Source organism: Firmicutes bacterium HGW-Firmicutes-1, from assembly GCA_002841625.1.
Lineage (GTDB): Bacteria > Bacillota > Clostridia > Lachnospirales > Vallitaleaceae > HGW-1.
On record PHAG01000010.1, the window covers coordinates 21,942 to 39,775 of the forward strand.

15 protein-coding genes are annotated in these 17,834 nt (G+C 31.1%); 14 read left to right on the forward strand and 1 reads right to left on the reverse strand.

Features of this window, described 5'->3' with window-relative positions:
• Nucleotides 1-17 precede the first annotated feature (17 nt).
• The 5 genes from CVU84_12920 (at nt 18) to CVU84_12940 (ending at nt 5,405) form a co-directional block, all read left to right on the forward strand.
• Nucleotides 18-1,403, forward strand: a complete 1,386-nt coding sequence (locus tag CVU84_12920) for a tRNA uridine-5-carboxymethylaminomethyl(34) synthesis GTPase MnmE (GenBank protein PKM93809.1) — start codon at nt 18-20, stop codon at nt 1,401-1,403.
• A gap of 18 nt (nt 1,404-1,421) precedes the next feature.
• Nucleotides 1,422-3,311, forward strand: a complete 1,890-nt coding sequence (locus CVU84_12925) for a tRNA uridine-5-carboxymethylaminomethyl(34) synthesis enzyme MnmG (protein ID PKM93810.1) — start codon at nt 1,422-1,424, stop codon at nt 3,309-3,311.
• A 26-nt stretch (nt 3,312-3,337) separates the two neighbouring features.
• Complete coding sequence (locus tag CVU84_12930) at nt 3,338-4,054, forward strand: 16S rRNA (guanine(527)-N(7))-methyltransferase RsmG (protein PKM93811.1); 717 nt, start codon at nt 3,338-3,340, stop codon at nt 4,052-4,054.
• Between the two features lie 96 nt (nt 4,055-4,150).
• A complete protein-coding gene (gene noc / locus CVU84_12935) occupies nt 4,151-4,960 on the forward strand; it encodes a nucleoid occlusion protein (GenBank protein PKM93812.1) in 810 nt (269 codons plus the stop codon).
• A 13-nt stretch (nt 4,961-4,973) separates the two neighbouring features.
• Entirely contained in the window at nt 4,974-5,405 is a 432-nt protein-coding gene (locus CVU84_12940) for a hypothetical protein (protein PKM93813.1), read from the forward strand.
• 305 nt (nt 5,406-5,710) lie between these two features.
• On the opposite strand, the gene CVU84_12945 is transcribed toward CVU84_12940, so the two are convergent.
• Nucleotides 5,711-6,670, reverse strand: coding sequence for an alpha/beta hydrolase (locus CVU84_12945; GenBank protein ID PKM93814.1), 960 nt, complete (start codon nt 6,668-6,670; stop codon nt 5,711-5,713).
• A gap of 248 nt (nt 6,671-6,918) precedes the next feature.
• On the opposite strand from CVU84_12945, the gene CVU84_12950 reads away from it, so the two are divergent.
• From CVU84_12950 to CVU84_12990, 9 genes are all read left to right on the forward strand, one after another.
• On the forward strand, nt 6,919-8,091 hold the full coding sequence (locus tag CVU84_12950) for a histidine kinase (GenBank protein PKM93815.1): 1,173 nt from the start codon (nt 6,919-6,921) through the stop codon (nt 8,089-8,091).
• Nucleotides 8,084-8,737 (forward strand): DNA-binding response regulator, encoded by a 654-nt coding sequence (locus CVU84_12955; GenBank protein ID PKM93816.1) that lies wholly within the window; start codon nt 8,084-8,086, stop codon nt 8,735-8,737. The genes CVU84_12950 and CVU84_12955 overlap by 8 nt, the downstream gene beginning before the upstream one ends.
• A 2,470-nt stretch (nt 8,738-11,207) precedes the next feature.
• Complete coding sequence (locus CVU84_12960) at nt 11,208-12,038, forward strand: chromosome partitioning protein ParA (GenBank protein PKM93817.1); 831 nt, start codon at nt 11,208-11,210, stop codon at nt 12,036-12,038.
• Nucleotides 11,989-12,876 carry a chromosome partitioning protein ParB gene (locus CVU84_12965; GenBank protein PKM93818.1) on the forward strand — a complete coding sequence of 296 codons (888 nt, stop codon included), beginning with the start codon at nt 11,989-11,991 and terminating at the stop codon, nt 12,874-12,876. The genes CVU84_12960 and CVU84_12965 overlap by 50 nt, the downstream gene beginning before the upstream one ends.
• Before the next feature lie 158 nt (nt 12,877-13,034).
• Nucleotides 13,035-13,538, forward strand: coding sequence for a DUF4446 domain-containing protein (locus CVU84_12970; GenBank protein ID PKM93819.1), 504 nt, complete (start codon nt 13,035-13,037; stop codon nt 13,536-13,538).
• Between the two features lie 23 nt (nt 13,539-13,561).
• On the forward strand, nt 13,562-14,359 hold the full coding sequence (locus CVU84_12975) for a hypothetical protein (protein PKM93820.1): 798 nt from the start codon (nt 13,562-13,564) through the stop codon (nt 14,357-14,359).
• A 311-nt stretch (nt 14,360-14,670) separates the two neighbouring features.
• A complete protein-coding gene (locus CVU84_12980) occupies nt 14,671-15,735 on the forward strand; it encodes a hypothetical protein (GenBank protein ID PKM93821.1) in 1,065 nt (354 codons plus the stop codon).
• 509 nt (nt 15,736-16,244) lie between these two features.
• Nucleotides 16,245-16,454, forward strand: a complete 210-nt coding sequence (locus CVU84_12985; GenBank protein ID PKM93822.1) for a hypothetical protein — start codon at nt 16,245-16,247, stop codon at nt 16,452-16,454.
• Between the two features lie 82 nt (nt 16,455-16,536).
• The gene (locus CVU84_12990) at nt 16,537-17,811 is read left to right on the forward strand and encodes a serine--tRNA ligase (GenBank protein ID PKM93823.1); all 1,275 of its coding nucleotides are present in this window, start codon (nt 16,537-16,539) and stop codon (nt 17,809-17,811) included.
• Nucleotides 17,812-17,834: the final 23 nt, after the last annotated feature.

Genomic DNA, 17,834 nt, shown 5'->3' on the forward strand with positions numbered 1-17,834 from the left:
CTTAAAGGAGCTTTTATATGATTTATGATACGATTGCAGCTGTTGCCACACCTATATCTTCTGCAGGCATAGGTATAATTAGGATAAGTGGTGAAGAAGCCATTAATATTGTGGATAATATTTTTCTTTCAAAAAAGAAGGGTAAATGTTTAAAACATGCCCTATCTCACACCTTAAACTACGGGTATATTATTGATAAAAAAAATAATCAAGTAGTAGATGAGGTATTAGTGTCTGTAATGAAAGCACCAAATAGCTTCACTAAAGAAAATGTTGTAGAAATCAATGCTCATGGTGGAATAGTTGTAGTTCAAAAAATACTAAGAATGGTATTGAATGAAGGAACAAGATTAGCGGAACCAGGTGAGTTTACAAAAAGAGCATTTTTAAATGGCAGGATTGATTTATCTCAGGCTGAGGCCGTGATTGATATTATAAATGCTAAGACAGAAATGTCCTTAGATGCTTCTGTTAATCAATTAAAGGGTTCAGTATCCGCGAAACTTGAGGTTATAAAAAAGCTAGTTCTTGAGCTAGTTGCTCATATTGAAGCGTCAATAGATTACCCAGAATATGACTTAGAAGAATTGAATTTTGATAATATTCAGGTGCAAATTCAAAACATAAAAAGTTTGATAGAAGAACTTTTAATTACCTATGATGATGGAAAACTAATTAAAGAAGGTATTAAAACTGTAATTATTGGAAAGCCCAATGTTGGAAAATCTTCTTTATTGAATACTCTCCTAAAAGAACAACGGGCAATTGTTACAGATGTACCCGGAACTACAAGAGACGTCTTAGAAGAATATATGCAAATACATGGAATTCCACTCAGACTTATTGATACAGCAGGGATTAGAGAAACTAAAGATATAGTTGAGAAGTTAGGTGTAGAAAAATCTTTAGAAAAAATAGATGAGGCTGATTTAATATTACTAATGCTTGATGCATCTGAGAAATTAGATGAGGAAGATTTTAATATTCTGGAGTTAGTTAAGAAAAAGAAAACGATTGTAATTTTAAATAAGTCTGATTTAGACCAAAAACTCGACATAAAAGAAATTGAAGCATTTGTTGGGGGTAAAGAAATTATATATATGTCAGTTAAAACTTTAGATGGTATGAATCAACTTGAAGACCATATTAAAGAACTATTTATGGTTGGAAATATAAATATGAATGAAAATGTTTATATAACGAGTGTAAGACATAAAAATGCATTAGAAAAAGCGATTCATAGTATTGAGCAAGTTATGAATGCACTTGAATCAAAAATGCCAGTAGATTTATTAGCGATTGATATCACTAATATTTATGAATCAATAGGTGAAATAACCGGTGATTCTGTTAAGGAAGATCTTATTCATCAAATATTTAGTCAATTTTGTATCGGTAAATAATCAAAAGGAGGCACTACTATGCGATTTGAAGAAGGAAGTTTTGATGTTATTATAATAGGAGCAGGACATGCAGGTTGTGAAGCTGCTTTAGCTTCTGCAAGATTAGGACTTAAAACTGTTGTATTTGCAGTAAATTTAGATAGCATTGCTATGATGCCTTGTAACCCAAGTATTGGTGGAACATCAAAGGGACATTTAGTAAGAGAGATAGATGCATTAGGTGGTCAAATGGGTATCAATATTGATAAAACCTATATTCAATCTAAAATGTTAAATACAGGAAAAGGGCCAGCTGTACATTCTTTAAGAGCACAAGCAGATAAATTTAAATATTCAAAAACGATGAAAAAAGTTCTAGAGGATACAGTAAATTTGCAAATCAGACAGGCAGAGGTTACAAATATTTTAATTGAAGACAATCAAATTATTGGTGTACAAATACTATCAGGTGCTATATATAGATCAAAAGCTGTAGTCATTGCTACAGGAACATACTTAAAGGCGAAATGTATTTATGGTGATGTGACTGTCTATAGTGGACCCAATGGGCTACAGGCTGCAAACAACTTATCAGCTTCTTTAATAGAATCTGGTATTGAATTATTTAGATTTAAAACGGGTACACCTGCAAGAATAGATAAAAAATCGATTGATTTTTCTAAACTTGAAGAACAAAAGGGAGACGATCGAGTAGTTCCCTTCTCATTTACTCATAAGGAACAAGATATTAATAGAGAGCAAATATCTTGTTGGTTAACATACACGAATAATGAAACTCATCAAATAATTAGAGATAACCTAGACCGATCCCCTCTTTACGGTGGAGTGATAGAAGGTACAGGACCTAGATATTGTCCATCAATAGAGGTTAAGGTTGTGAATTTCCATGATAAAGATAGACATCAAGTTTTTCTAGAGCCTGAAGGTGAAGAGACAAATGAAATGTACGTTCAAGGAATGTCAACTTCTTTACCTGAAGACGTTCAAAGAGATATGCTAAGAAGTTTACCTGGGTTAGAGAATTGTAATATTATGCGAACGGGATATGCAATTGAATATGATTGCATTAACCCAATTCAATTAAACCCTACATTAGAATTTAAAGCTATTAGTGGATTATATAGTGCAGGACAATTCAATGGTAGTTCAGGTTATGAGGAAGCTGCAGCACAAGGCCTTATAGCTGGAATAAATGCGGGGCTTAAGGCATTAGGAAAAGAACAAATTGTTATCGATCGATCACAAGGATATATTGGAGTACTAATTGATGATTTAGTAACAAAAGGTACGAGTGAGCCATATAGAATGATGACATCAAGAGCAGAATATAGATTGTTACTTAGACAAGATAATGCAGACTTAAGACTTACTGATATCGGTTACAAGGTTGGATTAATTGATGAGAATAGATATGAAATGTTTCTTCTGAAAAAAGAAATGATAGAAAATGAGATTAGTAGACTAAACCAAACAATTGTGGGGACTACTGAAAAAGTTCAAAGTCTATTATCAAAGCTTGAAAGTACACTTTTAAGGAGTGGTGCGTCATTGGCTGATTTGTTAAAAAGACCAGAATTAAACTACGAAGACTTAAATGAAATAGATGATGGAAGAAGTCCATTGCCTTTAGATGTAATTGAGCAAGTGAATATTCAAATTAAATATGAGGGTTATATCTCAAAGCAAATTAAACAAGTTGAACAATTTAAAAAGTTAGAAAAGAAAATTATTCCAGAGAGTTTAATATATGAAGAAATTAAAAGCTTAAGAATTGAAGCGAAACAAAAGCTCATTCAAGTTAAACCAATGTCTATAGGGCAAGCATCAAGAATTTCTGGTGTATCGCCTGCAGATGTTTCGGTTCTTCTGGTTTACTTGGAACAATTCAATAGAAACAAATCTGTGTAAACAATAATTTGTATAAAGGTGATAGTATGAAAAATATTGAATTTTTTTTGAATGGTCTTAAACAACTACACATCAATCCTACGGATGCAATGCTTGAACAATTTAGTCTATACTTTGAGATGCTCATCGATTGGAATGAAAGAATTAACTTAACCTCAATAACAGATGAAAAAGATGTTATTATAAAACACTTTTTAGATAGTCTGTTACTTGTTCATTCAATCAATTTAGAAAAGGTGAATAGTATTATTGATATAGGAACAGGAGCTGGATTTCCAGGGATACCATTGAAAATTATCTTTCCAAATATGAGATTGGTATTATTAGATTCAGTTAATAAAAAAGTTAGTTTCTTGGAAGAAGTTTGTAAAAGATTAAGCTTAACAAATGTAAAGTGTTTACATGGACGAGCTGAGGATTATGCAAAAGATCCAATCTATAGAGAAAAATTTGATTTGGTTGTATCAAGAGCTGTAAGCAATCTTTCTACACTATCCGAATATTGTATCCCGTTTGTTAATATGCATGGATCATTTATAGCATATAAAGCTGTCGACTATGAATTCGAACTGGAAGATGCACAACATGCAATAGAAGAGCTAGGAGGCCAAGTTAAAAAGGTAGATCAGTTAGTCATTCCTAATTCAGACATAACACGAACATATGTTTGTATTGAAAAATGTTCAGTAACTCCTAAGTATTATCCTAGAAAGGCTGGGCTACCTGCCAAAAACCCTCTATAAATGACAAATTATTTCCTGGGAAATAGAAATTATATAGCTCTCTCTTGAAGATATTATATCACTATGGTATAATTAGTCTATAAGAGGGGGTTTTTTATGAGAAATTATGGTGACTATAAGGTTATAATGATACCAATTGCAAATATTCGACCTAATCCATACCAACCTAGGAAGGTTTTTGATCAGGTTATGCTTGAAGAACTGTCAAATTCCATAAAAGAGTTTGGGGTAATTCAACCAGTTAATGTAAGAGTAATAAAAGATGAAACTTATGAATTAGTGGCTGGTGAAAGAAGATTAAGAGCTGCCAAATTAGCAAAGTTAGAAAAAATTCCTGCAATTGTAATAGATGTGAATGATAAAGACAGCGCTGTTCTTGCGTTAATTGAAAATTTGCAACGCGAAAATCTTAATTATTTCGAAGAAGCAGAAGGATATTATAATCTTATGGAAGATTATAACTTAACACAGGAAGATATTGCAAAACAAGTTGGAAAAAGTCAATCTACAGTAGCAAATAAGCTCAGATTATTAAAACTATCAGATCAAGTTGTTAAAGTACTGTTAGATCATCATTTATCAGAAAGACATGCTCGGGCACTTTTGAAGTTGCCAACTCCCGATTTACAATTAGCAATATTAGATAAAGTAATTATACAGTCTTTAAATGTCAAAAAGACGGAAGATTTAATTGATAACACATTACATAAAGTAATCAATGATGAGAAAACAAATAGCAAACAAAATGCATACTTAAAAAGGTATATTAAAGATATTCGAATATTTACGAATACCATTAAGCAATCTGTAGAAATGATGAAAGAAAGTGGTGTCGATGTGCAATACAAGCTTGAGGAAAATGACAATGCGTATTATATTTCAATTGTGATACCAACTACAAAATAAATAAGGTGATTATATGATAGAAGCGATCGTTGTAAAGGGGTTAGAAAAGATTGAAGACATTCATGTTATTAGAAATGAAATTCATTTAACACAAGAGGATAGTTTGAAACTATTTCGTGTTGATTCTTTTGATGAGAAAGCTATCCACGTGATTGTGTATGAAGGTCAACGAGTTGTAGCAACTGGACGATTATTAATCTTTGAGGAGTATATCGTCGATAAGGTGTGTGTTAGAATAGTTGATCGAAAAAATCATTACGGAGATCTTGTAGTAAAGATGTTAATAGATAAGGCATTTACTATGGGGGCTAGGAAGGTTGTTGCATTAGTTCCAGATGATATTACAGGATTCTTCAGTAGAATTGGATTTGTAAATGAAGAAGAGTTGGATGGATTGAATAAAATGACTATTACTAAAGAAAGTATTATAAAATGCAAACATTAAATGCATTAATTGCATTAATTGATGGGTTCAGACAGTCGACAAAAGCATTTTTTCTGGTAGGTGTATTCATTATAGGCAGTAAGTGTTCATTTTTCTGGCCTTACCCTTCGGCCGGTCAGGCGAAAAATGAACACTTACTGCCTTTGTATTAATCTAGAAGAAAAAATGCTTTTATCTCTGTTTCGTAATTGATCATTAATTAAAATGTAGACAACCTGAATCCATTAATTGATCATTAATTAAAATGTCGACAACCGAATCCATCAATTGATGGGTTTTTGATTTAAGATAACTAAAACTTTTACCTAACTTAAATATAAAGATAAAACTTCTAAAACTGCTTTTGGTTTTTCAATATGTGGAAATTCTTTTGTTTTATAAATAATTGAACTTTCTATAGAAGCATTCGCTTTTTTATATTCATTTATAATATTCTCAAAAGGTTCTGTACGTTCATTTCCTTGTATAATATAGATGCTATTGTTAATTTGCTCTAGAGCAGTGGTGATATTTACATTATTATAACGGCATAAGTTTGATGCAAAAATAAATTTATTATTTGCATCGCCAATATGGGAATTTTCATAAAAGGAATCAATGAATTTATTACTAATGTGAGTATCGTTATAAAAATAAGACTTTTTGAATTGTCTCTTAATTTGATTTTTTGAATTTATAACTAGATAGAGCATTGTTCCAATAATAGGAGTTTCTAATATATATTTAAGTATTGAGTATTTTTTAATTGGATTCTTTGACAATTTAGTTAAATCACCAGGATTGATAAATATCAATTTGTTAATATAGTTTGAGTTTTGAATGCTTAACATTGTAACAAAAGAGTTGCTGTGACCACTTGTGATGATGTCGGTGTCTTCTTGGATTACATCCTTAATGAAGTCATGTAAAAGTTGAACATACATGTATGCGGTATAGGTTATTTTGGGTTTCTCGGACAATCCGAAACCAATTAGATCAATTGCATATACGGTGTGGTTTTTAGCTAATTGTTTTGTCAGTTTACTAAACTCGTAAGAGGATGAACCGCTTTTCATAGAGTGAATACATAGAATGGGTTTTCCTGAGCCCATAGCAGTATAATGAATTTTGCCAAATTTCCATTGATAATAATAGCTATTATAATCGTATAGTTTTTTGTTAAGAGTTGCAATTGCAAAAATTACTTTATTAATAAATAACATCGTTATAAAAACGAAGCTTATATATAAACTGAATTTTGTAATTTTCTTTAATATGTTTTTCATGTATTGTACTCCTTTTAAATATTCATATTTATATTATGTAGCATAAACATGTAAATATCAAGAGTAAAGTGATTTCTTTATACATTTATTAATAGGGGTAGTTTACATATGATACGAATCAGTGGAGATAAACATTGTAAGTACCGATATATATCAAAGAAGAAAACATACCAAATTATATGGGGTTGTTTTTATCTTTAATTTAGTGGTATAATTAAGAATATTATTTATTATAAAAAGGTGCACTAATGTATAAAAATCAAATAAATAAGCTTGACGAAATTATTGATAAAACTTTAAAAACAATTAGCGAAAGCCATGATGAAATCAAAGAAATCAGCCATTTTGCAAAACATGAATACCTTGAATTAGAAGAAGAGTTTTTGAAATTAAAAATCGAGGCTAATTATGTTATAGATAAAGTGGAGGAGTTAGAATTAGGTTTAAAAAAGAGCAAATCAAGGCTTTTGTACGTTAATAAGAATTATGAAAAATTTTCAGAAAGCGACATGAAAGAGGTGTACGATTCAACGGATAAGATTCGTTTAGAATTAGCTGTTGAAAACGAAAGAGGAATACACCTTATCAGACGAAGAAATGAACTGGAGCTTCATTTAAAAAGCGTACAGAAAATATATGATAAAGCTGATAAATTGTCAAATGATTTTAACATGGCATACGGTGTATTGGTAGGCGATCTAAAGCAAGCAACTGAGCAAATGGATGGCTTCCAGGATAAGGAAATTTGGGGCGTAAAAGTACTTGAAGCACAAGAATTTGAGAGAAAAAGAATAGCAAGAGATATGCATGATGGACCTACTCAAAACTTATCTAATCTATTGTTAAAAACGGAATTATGTATTAAGTTATTAGATAAGGATATTGATAGAACCAAATTAGAACTCAATTCTTTGAAGCTTTTAATTAGAGCAACTATAGAGGAAACAAGAAGACTTATACACAATTTGAGGCCAATGTCGATAGATGATTTAGGATTGATACCAACCATTGAAAGATTGATTGATGAAATGAAGGGTGAAGTTAAATTTGAACTAAATTTAACACATGCTAAAAATTTAGAACTTAATCTGGATCCTGTAATGACATTAGCGGTGTATAGAATTTCACAAGAAGCACTTAACAATATTAAAAAATATTCTCAGGCAACTAAGGTTGAATTTGAGATAAAAGTCGAGGGAGATATTTTGAATTTGCACATTACTGACAATGGAATAGGTTTCGATATTGATGGTGTTAAACTTAATCTTGAAGATAATAGAGGATTTGGTATTTCCATGATGCGTGAGCGTACGAATTTATTGTTAGGGGAATTTCAAATATTTTCTACAAAGAATAAAGGGACAACTATTACCGTCAAGCTACCTATAATTTTGAAAAAAGAGGTTCTCAAAGATGAATAGAATTAAGATACTAATAGCAGATGATCATCTAATGGTTCGAGAAGGATTGAAGCAATTAATAGAATTAGAAGAAGATATAGTAGTAGTAGCGCAAGCTGGAGATGGGAAAGAAGCAATTCAAAAAATAATTCAGTATGCGCCAGATGTTGTTTTACTAGATATTAATATGCCTGTTATGAATGGTCTAGAGGTAATCAAGCATTTGAAAGCAGAAAAAATTGAAGCTAAGGTTTTGATGCTTACATTACACAATGAAGTAGAATATCTTTTCAAAGCAGTTGAAATTGGAGTAAAAGGGTATGTATTAAAGGATTCAGAAGCTGATGTCTTGATAAAAGCGATTAGAGAAGTATATAAGGGCGATTCCTATATACAACCGAACATGGCAGCTAAGCTATTTCAAAAGATGAATGATCATGCAGAAAAAACTAGTACCTGTGAGAAACTAACGAAAAGGGAACTTGAGGTACTTAAGCTCATTACGGAAGGTTTGTTAAACAAAGAGATTGCGCACAAGTTATGTATAAGCGAAAAGACAGTGAAAAATCATATTTCTAATATATTCAAAAAGATTGAGGTTTCAGATCGTACGCAAGCAGCGGTGTTTGCAATAAAAAATAAAGTTGTAGATGTTTTTGATAGATAAATTCATGAAAAATCAAATGAAGGGCACTTCAATAGTTAGTGTCTCGGACGGTCGACAAAAGCATTTTTTCTGATAGGTGTATACATTATTGGCAGTAAATGTTCATTTTTCTGGCCTTACCCTTTGGCCGGTCGGGCGAAAAATGAACACTTACTGCCTTTCATATTCATCTAGAAGAAAAAATGCTTTTATCTCTGTTTCGTCAATTGATAATAAATTAAATTGTCAACAATCTGTGGCACTTCAATAAGAAGTGTCTTTTTATTTGTTTCTTATAGCCGCAATAATAAAGCGTTGCACTTAATATATAAAAAGCAGATAGTAAGCCAGAACATATTATAATGTGTTTGATTGGCGAGGAGTATAGATTTTCTAGATTATACATGCATAGTATTTCCATGTACGTTCCTGCTTTCTGTATTCATTCTTGGATATATGTTATTTGTCTTGGAAGTTGAAGGTATAGAGGACGAGACGGGGATAGCTTTTTTATGCGAATTGATAAATATATTAATTGCTGTAGCTAACAATGCGGGTTTGTCGTAGGTGTTATATTAATAGAGGCATAATTGGAACGGGTACTTCTTATTTATACCAGTGTAAAGGCTTAAGCTTTCTATGAGGTTTACTAAAATAATATATTGTAACTAGTAGGGGGCTTTGTTATTAGAAATATCAAATATTACATTTAGAAATTGCTATTGAATTGCATTATTCTAAATTTAATGATTTTCGGTGTGTATTTTAGCATTGTTTTGCAATCATGCCGATATTGGCGTTTAAAGCACTGTTTAACGGGTTTTGTAGTGTAGTGGACCTTTTATATGTCTGATTTTATGACTTTGTATTAATTTGCCTGTTTTTTTGCATTTTTTTAAAAACCATGAATATTAAAATTAACAAGATTATTGATTACTAATTTGTTTTATAAATTTAAATTTTCTGAAAAAGTGGGAGGATAGTTTATCCATTGAATGAGAAAGTATATGTAATTAATATAAAGTATATCTTTAGATAACGTAGTATCTATTTATTCATTTTATTTTGTTTGTATAATTCAAGATATAGTCTAGTTTCTATTTTGAATAGTAGAATGTTTAGAAAATATATTCATCTTAACATGGTGATTTTGAAACAATAGTATGTGTTTGAAGTGGTACAAACTGTATCATATATAGTGAAAACCAATTATGTATTTACTTAAAAATACATCCTAATAATATAAATTTACTTCTATTCAAAGGGATATGTCTTTTAGAATGAATAAAATATTTCATAGATCAATTTGAATTTAATCCTTATTGCTACATATTTGTGCTCTAGTATAACGGTTGTAACCCAGATAACAAATATTTAAGTTTGTTTTTATCGCATAAAAGTAGGTACTAAAGTATATTTTTGTTGTATTAAATACGCTATTTGGGGGCCCATTTATTTTAAATGCTATAATTGGATTCTAAGGTTCACAAGTATTTGGGTTGAAGATAATTAATTTCAAGGCGAAAAATGAGCGAATATTTGAAAGCTATTTGATAAAGATATCTTTCAAGGTTCTAAGTATTAGATGAGAAAATTCATTATGTAGTTTACAGGTATTAAATAAGTTGATCAAATTCTTATACCATTTATGTGTTTAACAAGCTCTTTTAATTCGTTAGTTATCTTATTATAAAAACGATGAGCTGGTTAAACGCCCAGAATCTATTAAGTAAGGTGTTTTAATTATAATGTTTATGGGTTTTTAATAATCTTTTCTAATGACAAAGTTCGGATAATTAATAAGGTATTGTATGGTTTGTATGTGAACAAATTAGCTTGTTTCCAATTATTATACAGACTACATTTTCCGTTTTGATAGATATAAATATTTGTTAATAGTATGAATTTGAAAATATTTTCTCTGCAAGCAAGATGTCTTTATCAAATAGCTTTAAAATATCCGCTTATTTTTACCTTGAAATAAATGAAATACATAGTATTTAATTGATATTTAAGACGCTAAATGCATTTAACCGAATAGAGATTTTCATCAGTTCCTCTTAAGTGGGGGAACTAGTTCCAACATCGGAGGGGGGTGAGTCCCCTCTGATGTGGAAGCGAAGGTTACATTTGATTACAAAACCGTAGTAAATGCGGGGGTTTTGTAACATTGATATGTTTCACGTGAAACATTTTATCTGTTCCAATCTGTTCATGGTGGTTTTGTCGGCTATAATACTTTGTTAGGAATAATGAGAATCATAGCTTGAAGTCCATGATAACGCACCTTTATTGTGTGCTTGACATCACTCCTAACTAATTATAAGGAGAAATGCATTAAAAAATGTTTCACGTGAAACATTTTAAATAAAATTAAGCGTAAAATTGACGCAAAAAAAGCAAAAACTAAGGCAAAGAAGTGGTTAATTGAAAACGAATGTGCTATAATAATAAAAGGTACAATTGACATATTAGGAGGAAGTAGCATATAATGGGTAGAATTATTGCTGTGGCAAATCAAAAAGGTGGAGTGGGTAAAACTACAACAACAGTGAACTTGTCAGCATGTTTAGCTGAAAAGGGAAAGAAAGTCCTTACTGTAGATATAGATCCACAAGGAAATACAACAAGAGGTTTAGGCATTGATAAGAAAAAAATAAATGAACAAAAGAAAACAATGTATGAGTTACTTCTTGGTGAAATATCAATTGAAGATTGTCTCCTAACCAATTTGATTGAAAACCTATCAGTAATACCAGCGGATGTTGACTTAGCGGGTGCAGAAATTGAGTTAATAGGCACAGAAAGCAGTAGCTTTACTCTAAAAACTGAACTCGACAGAATCAAAAACTCTTATGATTTTATTATAATTGATTGCCCTCCATCCCTTAGCATACTAACGGTAAATGCATTAACTGCAGCTGATACTGTTCTTGTTCCGATACAATGTGAGTTTTTTGCACTCGAGGGGTTATCTCAATTGATGTATACAATAAATCTTATTCAGAAAAGATTAAATCCGCATTTGGAAATTGAGGGTGTTGTATTCACTATGTATGATGCAAGAACGAATCTATCTATTCAAGTTGTAGATGAAGTGAAAAAAAAGCTAAGAAAAACCAACATCTACAAATCAATAATTCCTAGAAATGTTCGACTTGGCGAAGCGCCTAGTCATGGACTTCCAATAAATTTGTATGACCCTACATCAAAAGGGGCTGAAAGTTATAGACTACTTGCGGATGAAGTAATTGAAAGAGAGGAAAAGAAGAATGACGACAAAAAGAAAGGGTTTGGGAAAAGGTTTATCCGCTCTTATTGAGGATGACCTAGAGGAAAAGATATTAGAACAAAACAATAATGGCGTTATATATCTTAAAACTTCAGACGTTGAACCGAATAGAGAACAACCAAGAAAGACATTCAATGAAGATTCATTGCATGAGCTAGCTGAATCTATAAAGTTGTATGGAATCATTCAGCCATTAATAGTTACTAAGAAGGAAAATTATTTTGAAATTATTGCAGGAGAAAGAAGATGGAGAGCATCTAAGATTGCTGGACTGAAAGAGATTCCAGTAGTAATAAAAGATTTTACACAAGAAGAAATTTTAGCAGTATCTCTAATTGAGAACATTCAAAGAGAAAATCTGAATCCTATTGAAGAAGCCTTGGCATATCAAAGACTATTAACAGAGTTTATGCTGAAGCAAGATGATATTGCAGAAAGAGTATCAAAGAGTAGATCAGCTATAGCAAATATTATGAGATTACTCAATTTAGATAATCGTGTTCAACAAATGATAATTGATGAAATGATATCAAGTGGTCACGCAAGAACATTATTAGCGCTTGAAGATAAGCAGACTCAATATGAATTAGCGTATAAAATATTTGATGAAAAATTAAGTGTTAGAGAAACAGAAAAACTAATCAAAAGCATTATGAAACCATCTGCTAAAAAACAAAAAACCATCGAAAATATGGATATGCTAGAACCAATATATCGAGAAATGGAAAAGAACATACAAGAGATACTGGGGACAAAGGTAACTATTAATAGAAAGAATGAGCATAAAGGTAATATTGAAATTGAGTATTTTTCAATGGAAGAGTTAGAGAGAATTTCAGATTTGTTATCAATAATAAAAGCAAATTAATATTTGACAATCACCGATAAAAGTCGAACAGAAATGTTCTAGTTACACAACAGGCATTGTTATAAATACGTGCGATCTATATTTTATTTGCTTGTAAAATCAAAAAATGAGAATACTGTATAGTGAAAATATAATCATTATTACTAAGGAGATTTACAATGGAAACTGTTACATATTTAATGAGCAATTATGGTTTAGAAATAATAATTGGAACATACTCATTTCTAGCCCTATTGTTTATATTATTAATTATTCAAATGGTTAAAACTTCCAAGCTTAAAAAAAGGTATAATTTAATGTTTAAAGGTGAAAAAGTCCAAAATGTTGAAGAAATGTTATTAATGCATAAAATTGAGGTAGATAAGGTAATAAATACTCATGCAGATATTAAATCTAACATATCGAATATGCAAAAAGCATTAACAACGGCATATTCAAAATCATCTATTTATAGATATGATGCGTTCTCGGGGTTATCAGGAAAGTTAAGTTTTGTATATGTATTATTAGATTCAACAAATTCGGGACTTATATTAAATGGTATTTATAGCAGCGAAGGCCATTATTTATACATTAAAGATGTAGTTAATGGGAAGACGGAAAAAGAATTGTCAAAAGAAGAAAGATTAACATTAGATAAAGTAATGAATACGAATAACTAATTATTGTAATGTAGGAGGCACACTTGTCATATAAATTATTAGCAATAGATTTAGACGATACATTATTAAATGATAATTTAGAAATAAGCAGAACCAATCTTGACGCATTAAAGTATGCCTTAGACAAGGGAGTGAAACTGGTACTTTGTACGGGAAGGCCTACCCAGTCTGTAAGTAAATATATTGAAGCAATTGAAGGCTATGGAAGTGAAGATTTTGCAATCGTGTTTAATGGATCAATAATTACGTCTGCCAAGGGAGAGGTAATTTTTAGAAAATATATAAACAAGGAATTGTTAGAAAAGCTAGTAGATATAGGTAGAGCAGAGGATGTAGATATACAGATCTATAATGATAGAGAGCTTCTTGTAGAAAAATATACAAACAGAATCAAAGATTATGAAAATTTATCAGGTATGAAGGCGAAACATATAGAAGATTTAAAGAATGAGCAAATGAGTATAAAAGTTCTATATAATTGCACAGACACATCTAAGCTTGATAGAATAAAAGCGAAAATTGAATGCGAATTAAAAAATGAAGTATTTGTATTTTATTCAAAAAAAGCATATTTAGAGGTTTTGTGTAATGAAGGAAACAAGGGTATTGCGCTCGAGTATTTAGCAAATAAGTTATCAATAACTAGAGAACAAGTTATTGCGATTGGTGATAGCGAAAATGATATTTATATGCTTGAATTCGCGGGATTAGCAATATGTATGAAAAACGGCAGAGAGACAGTTAAAGCTATTGCAGATTACATTACTCAAAATACGAATAATGAGAACGGAGTTGCCGAAGCTATATATAAGTTTATTTAAAAATATATAGTTACTATGAAAGTGAAAAGCACATCCGATAATTAAGATATTGAACATGAATAAAGATGATCTTTTTCATTAAGAGATAGTGACAAAAAATTACAAATTATTTCCTGGGAAATAAAAACCTGCGCAATGAAACGCAGGTTGAGGGGGGTATTAGATGTTATTGTACCAATTTAATAAAAAATGTGGTACAATCGTAGTATAACCTTTCTAGCAATATTTATTCAGGAAGCGTGCAAATTAAATAAGCATGAGAAACAGTGGGGCCGACAGGGCTATCATATTAACTGGTGTAGGTGATATAAATGAGAAGAGTATTCGTAGATAATTTAAAAGGAACAGAAATATTAGCTAAACCAATATACACTAAGAATGATATGATTTTGCTATCCCAAGGTATTAGGGTGAAAAAATCATACGTTGGAAAATTAAAGGAATTGGGGATAGACTATATTTATATTGAGGATGCAATATCTGAAGGTATTGAAATTGAAGATTTTATCGATGAGCGTACAAGAGACCTTTGTAAAAAAGAAGTTAAAAATGTTTTGGAAAAATTCTCTACGTCAGGTAAAGTTGAACTAGATGCTATAGCACAAGTAGCACAAACTGTAATTGAAGACATTCTATCTAATAAAGAAGTTCTTGTAAATATTTCTGATATTAGAAGAGAAGATGAATATACATACTCACATAGTGTTAACGTATGTAGTCTCTCTGTCTTAACCGCAATAAAAAGAGGATACTCACCTGAGAAGGCAAGAGACTTAGCAATTGGTGCATTGCTTCATGATTTAGGAAAAGTATTAATACCAGATGAAATATTAAATAAAGAAACAGGGTTAAGTGCTCAGGAAAAGGAAATATTTAAGCAGCATGTAATACATGGGTATGAAGCAGTAAAAGATGAAGTGTGGCTGAGTGCTATTTCAAAGGTTGTAATATTGACACATCATGAAAGACTTGATGGAAGTGGATATCCATTTGGATGGACAGGAGACAAGATACATGACTCAGCTAAAATAGTTGCGATATGTGATGTGTTTGATACAATGACGAATAGAAGATCTAATAGGGATGCCTACAAAATATATGAAGTGATTGAGTACTTAACTGCAATGAAGGGTGTTATATTTGATCAAGAAATTGTAAATACATTTACCAATCACATAGCTGTTTATCCATCAGGATCAGGAGTAATTACCAACAGAGGGGATTATTGTATCGTTATCAAACAAAATAATACCCTTACTACTAGACCTATCATTAGACTAATAAAAAATTCTAATGGCGAACCATATGAAAATATGAAAGAATTAGATTTGGCAACGGAAACTACACTATTTATAGTAGACACATACGAAATCTAAAACAAGGGAACATGTATGCGTGTTCCCTTGTTAGTTCTAAAAATAAGATAATACGATAGTACGAATATAAATAAGCAAGAAAAACTAGGAAGAAAAATTATGTGTGAAAACATAAACACATGTTCCTTTTAGACACTCCGATTAATAAGTTTTTTCACATAGAGCAAAATAATTATTTATTATTGAATTAATATTATTACTTGAGATAAATCATCTTTAATAAATCTGTTTTGTAAGATTTCTTTTCACAATCTAAATCATAATAAGGTTTAATCAATGGTGGGCAAGTATTTATATCATGTGCTCATACAACTTTTTAGATACAATAACAGAAAAAACATATACCAGTACATATTTAAAAATATTTATTGAAAAATAAATTCTAATAGATTATAATAAGAACAGATAAATTGACGTTGATAGAAGCTAAGATTATTGTATCACTTAAGAGAGTCGATGGTTGGTGAGAATCGATGTGACATATAATCCCTCTACTTCTGGAGTTGCCGATGAAAATCGGAAGGGTTGTATCCTTTATAATACATCAGAGAGGCCGATTAGGCAATTTGGGTGGCAACGCGGAACTTTTTCGTCCCATATATTTATATGGTGGCGTAGAGGTTTTTTTTATGTTCCAGGAAGCACAAAAAGTAAGACAATGTAAAGGATATAATACACGAACAAGCGCTTTCATTCCTTACAGAATAAGTTCTGCATAAGTAACTAGAAAAGAGACAGATAGGTAACGTGAATTTACATGCTTCACAACCATTTGTGATTAATGAATAGGAGAAAAAAACAATGATTGATATTAAACTATTAAGAGAGAATTTTGAAGAAGTACAAAATGCATTAAGTAATAGAAAAGAAGACTTTAATCTAGATCGATTTAAGGATCTTGATCTAAAAAGAAGAGAACTTTTGCAGGAAGTAGAACAACTTAAGAACAAACAAAATGTAGTATCTAAACAAGTTCCTATTTTAAAAAAGGAAGGCAAAGATGCTACCGCAATTTTAGAACAAATGAAAGCATTATCTAACGAGATCAAGGATTTAGATCAAGAAATTAAAGAGATAGAAATTGAATTGAATAACTTCATGTTAACAATTCCCAATATGCCTCATAGCTCGGTTCCGCTTGGAGATACAGATGAAGACAATGTTGAAATTAGAAAGTGGGGGGAACCAAAATCGTTTGGGTTTGAACCAAAGCCACATTGGGATCTAGGCACGGAGCTTGACATATTAGACTTTGAAGCTGCAGCTAAAATAACGGGTGCAAGATTTACAGTTTATAAAGGACTAGGTGCAAGACTCGAAAGGGCTTTGACTAATTTTATGTTGGATTTACATGTTGATAAACATGATTATACAGAAGTGTTTCCACCTTTTATGGTTCATAGAAGAAGTATGATAGGAACCGGTCAACTACCTAAGTTTGAAGAAGATGCTTTTAAAGTTGAAGGGACGGAGTATTTTTTAGTGCCTACTGCTGAGGTTCCTGTAACAAACATGTATAGAGATCAAATATTAACTTCCGAGCAGCTACCAATTAGACATTGTGCTTATACTGCGTGCTTTAGAGCAGAAGCAGGATCAGCGGGTAGAGATACCAGAGGATTAATAAGACAACATCAATTTAATAAGGTAGAGTTGGTTAAATTTGTTAAACCAGAAAATTCATATGAAGAATTAGAATCACTAACAAGAGATGCAGAAGAGGTGCTTCAATTACTAGGTATACCGTATAGAGTTGTGAAAATATGTATGGGAGATTTAGGATTTACTGCAGCAATGAAGTATGATTTAGAAGTATGGATGCCAAGTTACAATAGATATGTAGAAATATCTAGTTGTAGTAATTTTGAATCTTTTCAAGCGAGAAGAGCTAATATAAAATATAAAGAAAATGTCAAAGACAAAGCAAATTTTATTCATACACTAAACGGCAGTGGCGTTGCAGTAGGTAGAGCAACTGCAGCTGTACTTGAGAATTTTCAACAAGAAGATGGTAGCATTATAATACCTGAGGTATTAAGGCCATATATGAACGGTAAGGAAAAAATAAATAAATAATTACAAAATAATAAAAAATACAA

Bases quoted from the DNA above. Each gene is read 5' to 3' on its own strand.
- CVU84_12920 (PKM93809.1), top strand. From the start codon at position 18: ATGATTTATGATACGATTGCAGCTGTTGCCACACCTATATCTTCTGCA.
- CVU84_12925 (PKM93810.1), top strand. From the start codon at position 1,422: ATGCGATTTGAAGAAGGAAGTTTTGATGTTATTATAATAGGAGCAGGA.
- CVU84_12930 (PKM93811.1), top strand. From the start codon at position 3,338: ATGAAAAATATTGAATTTTTTTTGAATGGTCTTAAACAACTACACATC.
- noc (PKM93812.1), top strand. From the start codon at position 4,151: ATGAGAAATTATGGTGACTATAAGGTTATAATGATACCAATTGCAAAT.
- CVU84_12940 (PKM93813.1), top strand. From the start codon at position 4,974: ATGATAGAAGCGATCGTTGTAAAGGGGTTAGAAAAGATTGAAGACATT.
- CVU84_12945 (PKM93814.1), bottom strand. From the start codon at position 6,670: ATGAAAAACATATTAAAGAAAATTACAAAATTCAGTTTATATATAAGC.
- CVU84_12950 (PKM93815.1), top strand. From the start codon at position 6,919: ATGTATAAAAATCAAATAAATAAGCTTGACGAAATTATTGATAAAACT.
- CVU84_12955 (PKM93816.1), top strand. From the start codon at position 8,084: ATGAATAGAATTAAGATACTAATAGCAGATGATCATCTAATGGTTCGA.
- CVU84_12960 (PKM93817.1), top strand. From the start codon at position 11,208: ATGGGTAGAATTATTGCTGTGGCAAATCAAAAAGGTGGAGTGGGTAAA.
- CVU84_12965 (PKM93818.1), top strand. From the start codon at position 11,989: ATGACGACAAAAAGAAAGGGTTTGGGAAAAGGTTTATCCGCTCTTATT.
- CVU84_12970 (PKM93819.1), top strand. From the start codon at position 13,035: ATGGAAACTGTTACATATTTAATGAGCAATTATGGTTTAGAAATAATA.
- CVU84_12980 (PKM93821.1), top strand. From the start codon at position 14,671: ATGAGAAGAGTATTCGTAGATAATTTAAAAGGAACAGAAATATTAGCT.
- CVU84_12985 (PKM93822.1), top strand. From the start codon at position 16,245: ATGAAAATCGGAAGGGTTGTATCCTTTATAATACATCAGAGAGGCCGA.
- CVU84_12990 (PKM93823.1), top strand. From the start codon at position 16,537: ATGATTGATATTAAACTATTAAGAGAGAATTTTGAAGAAGTACAAAAT.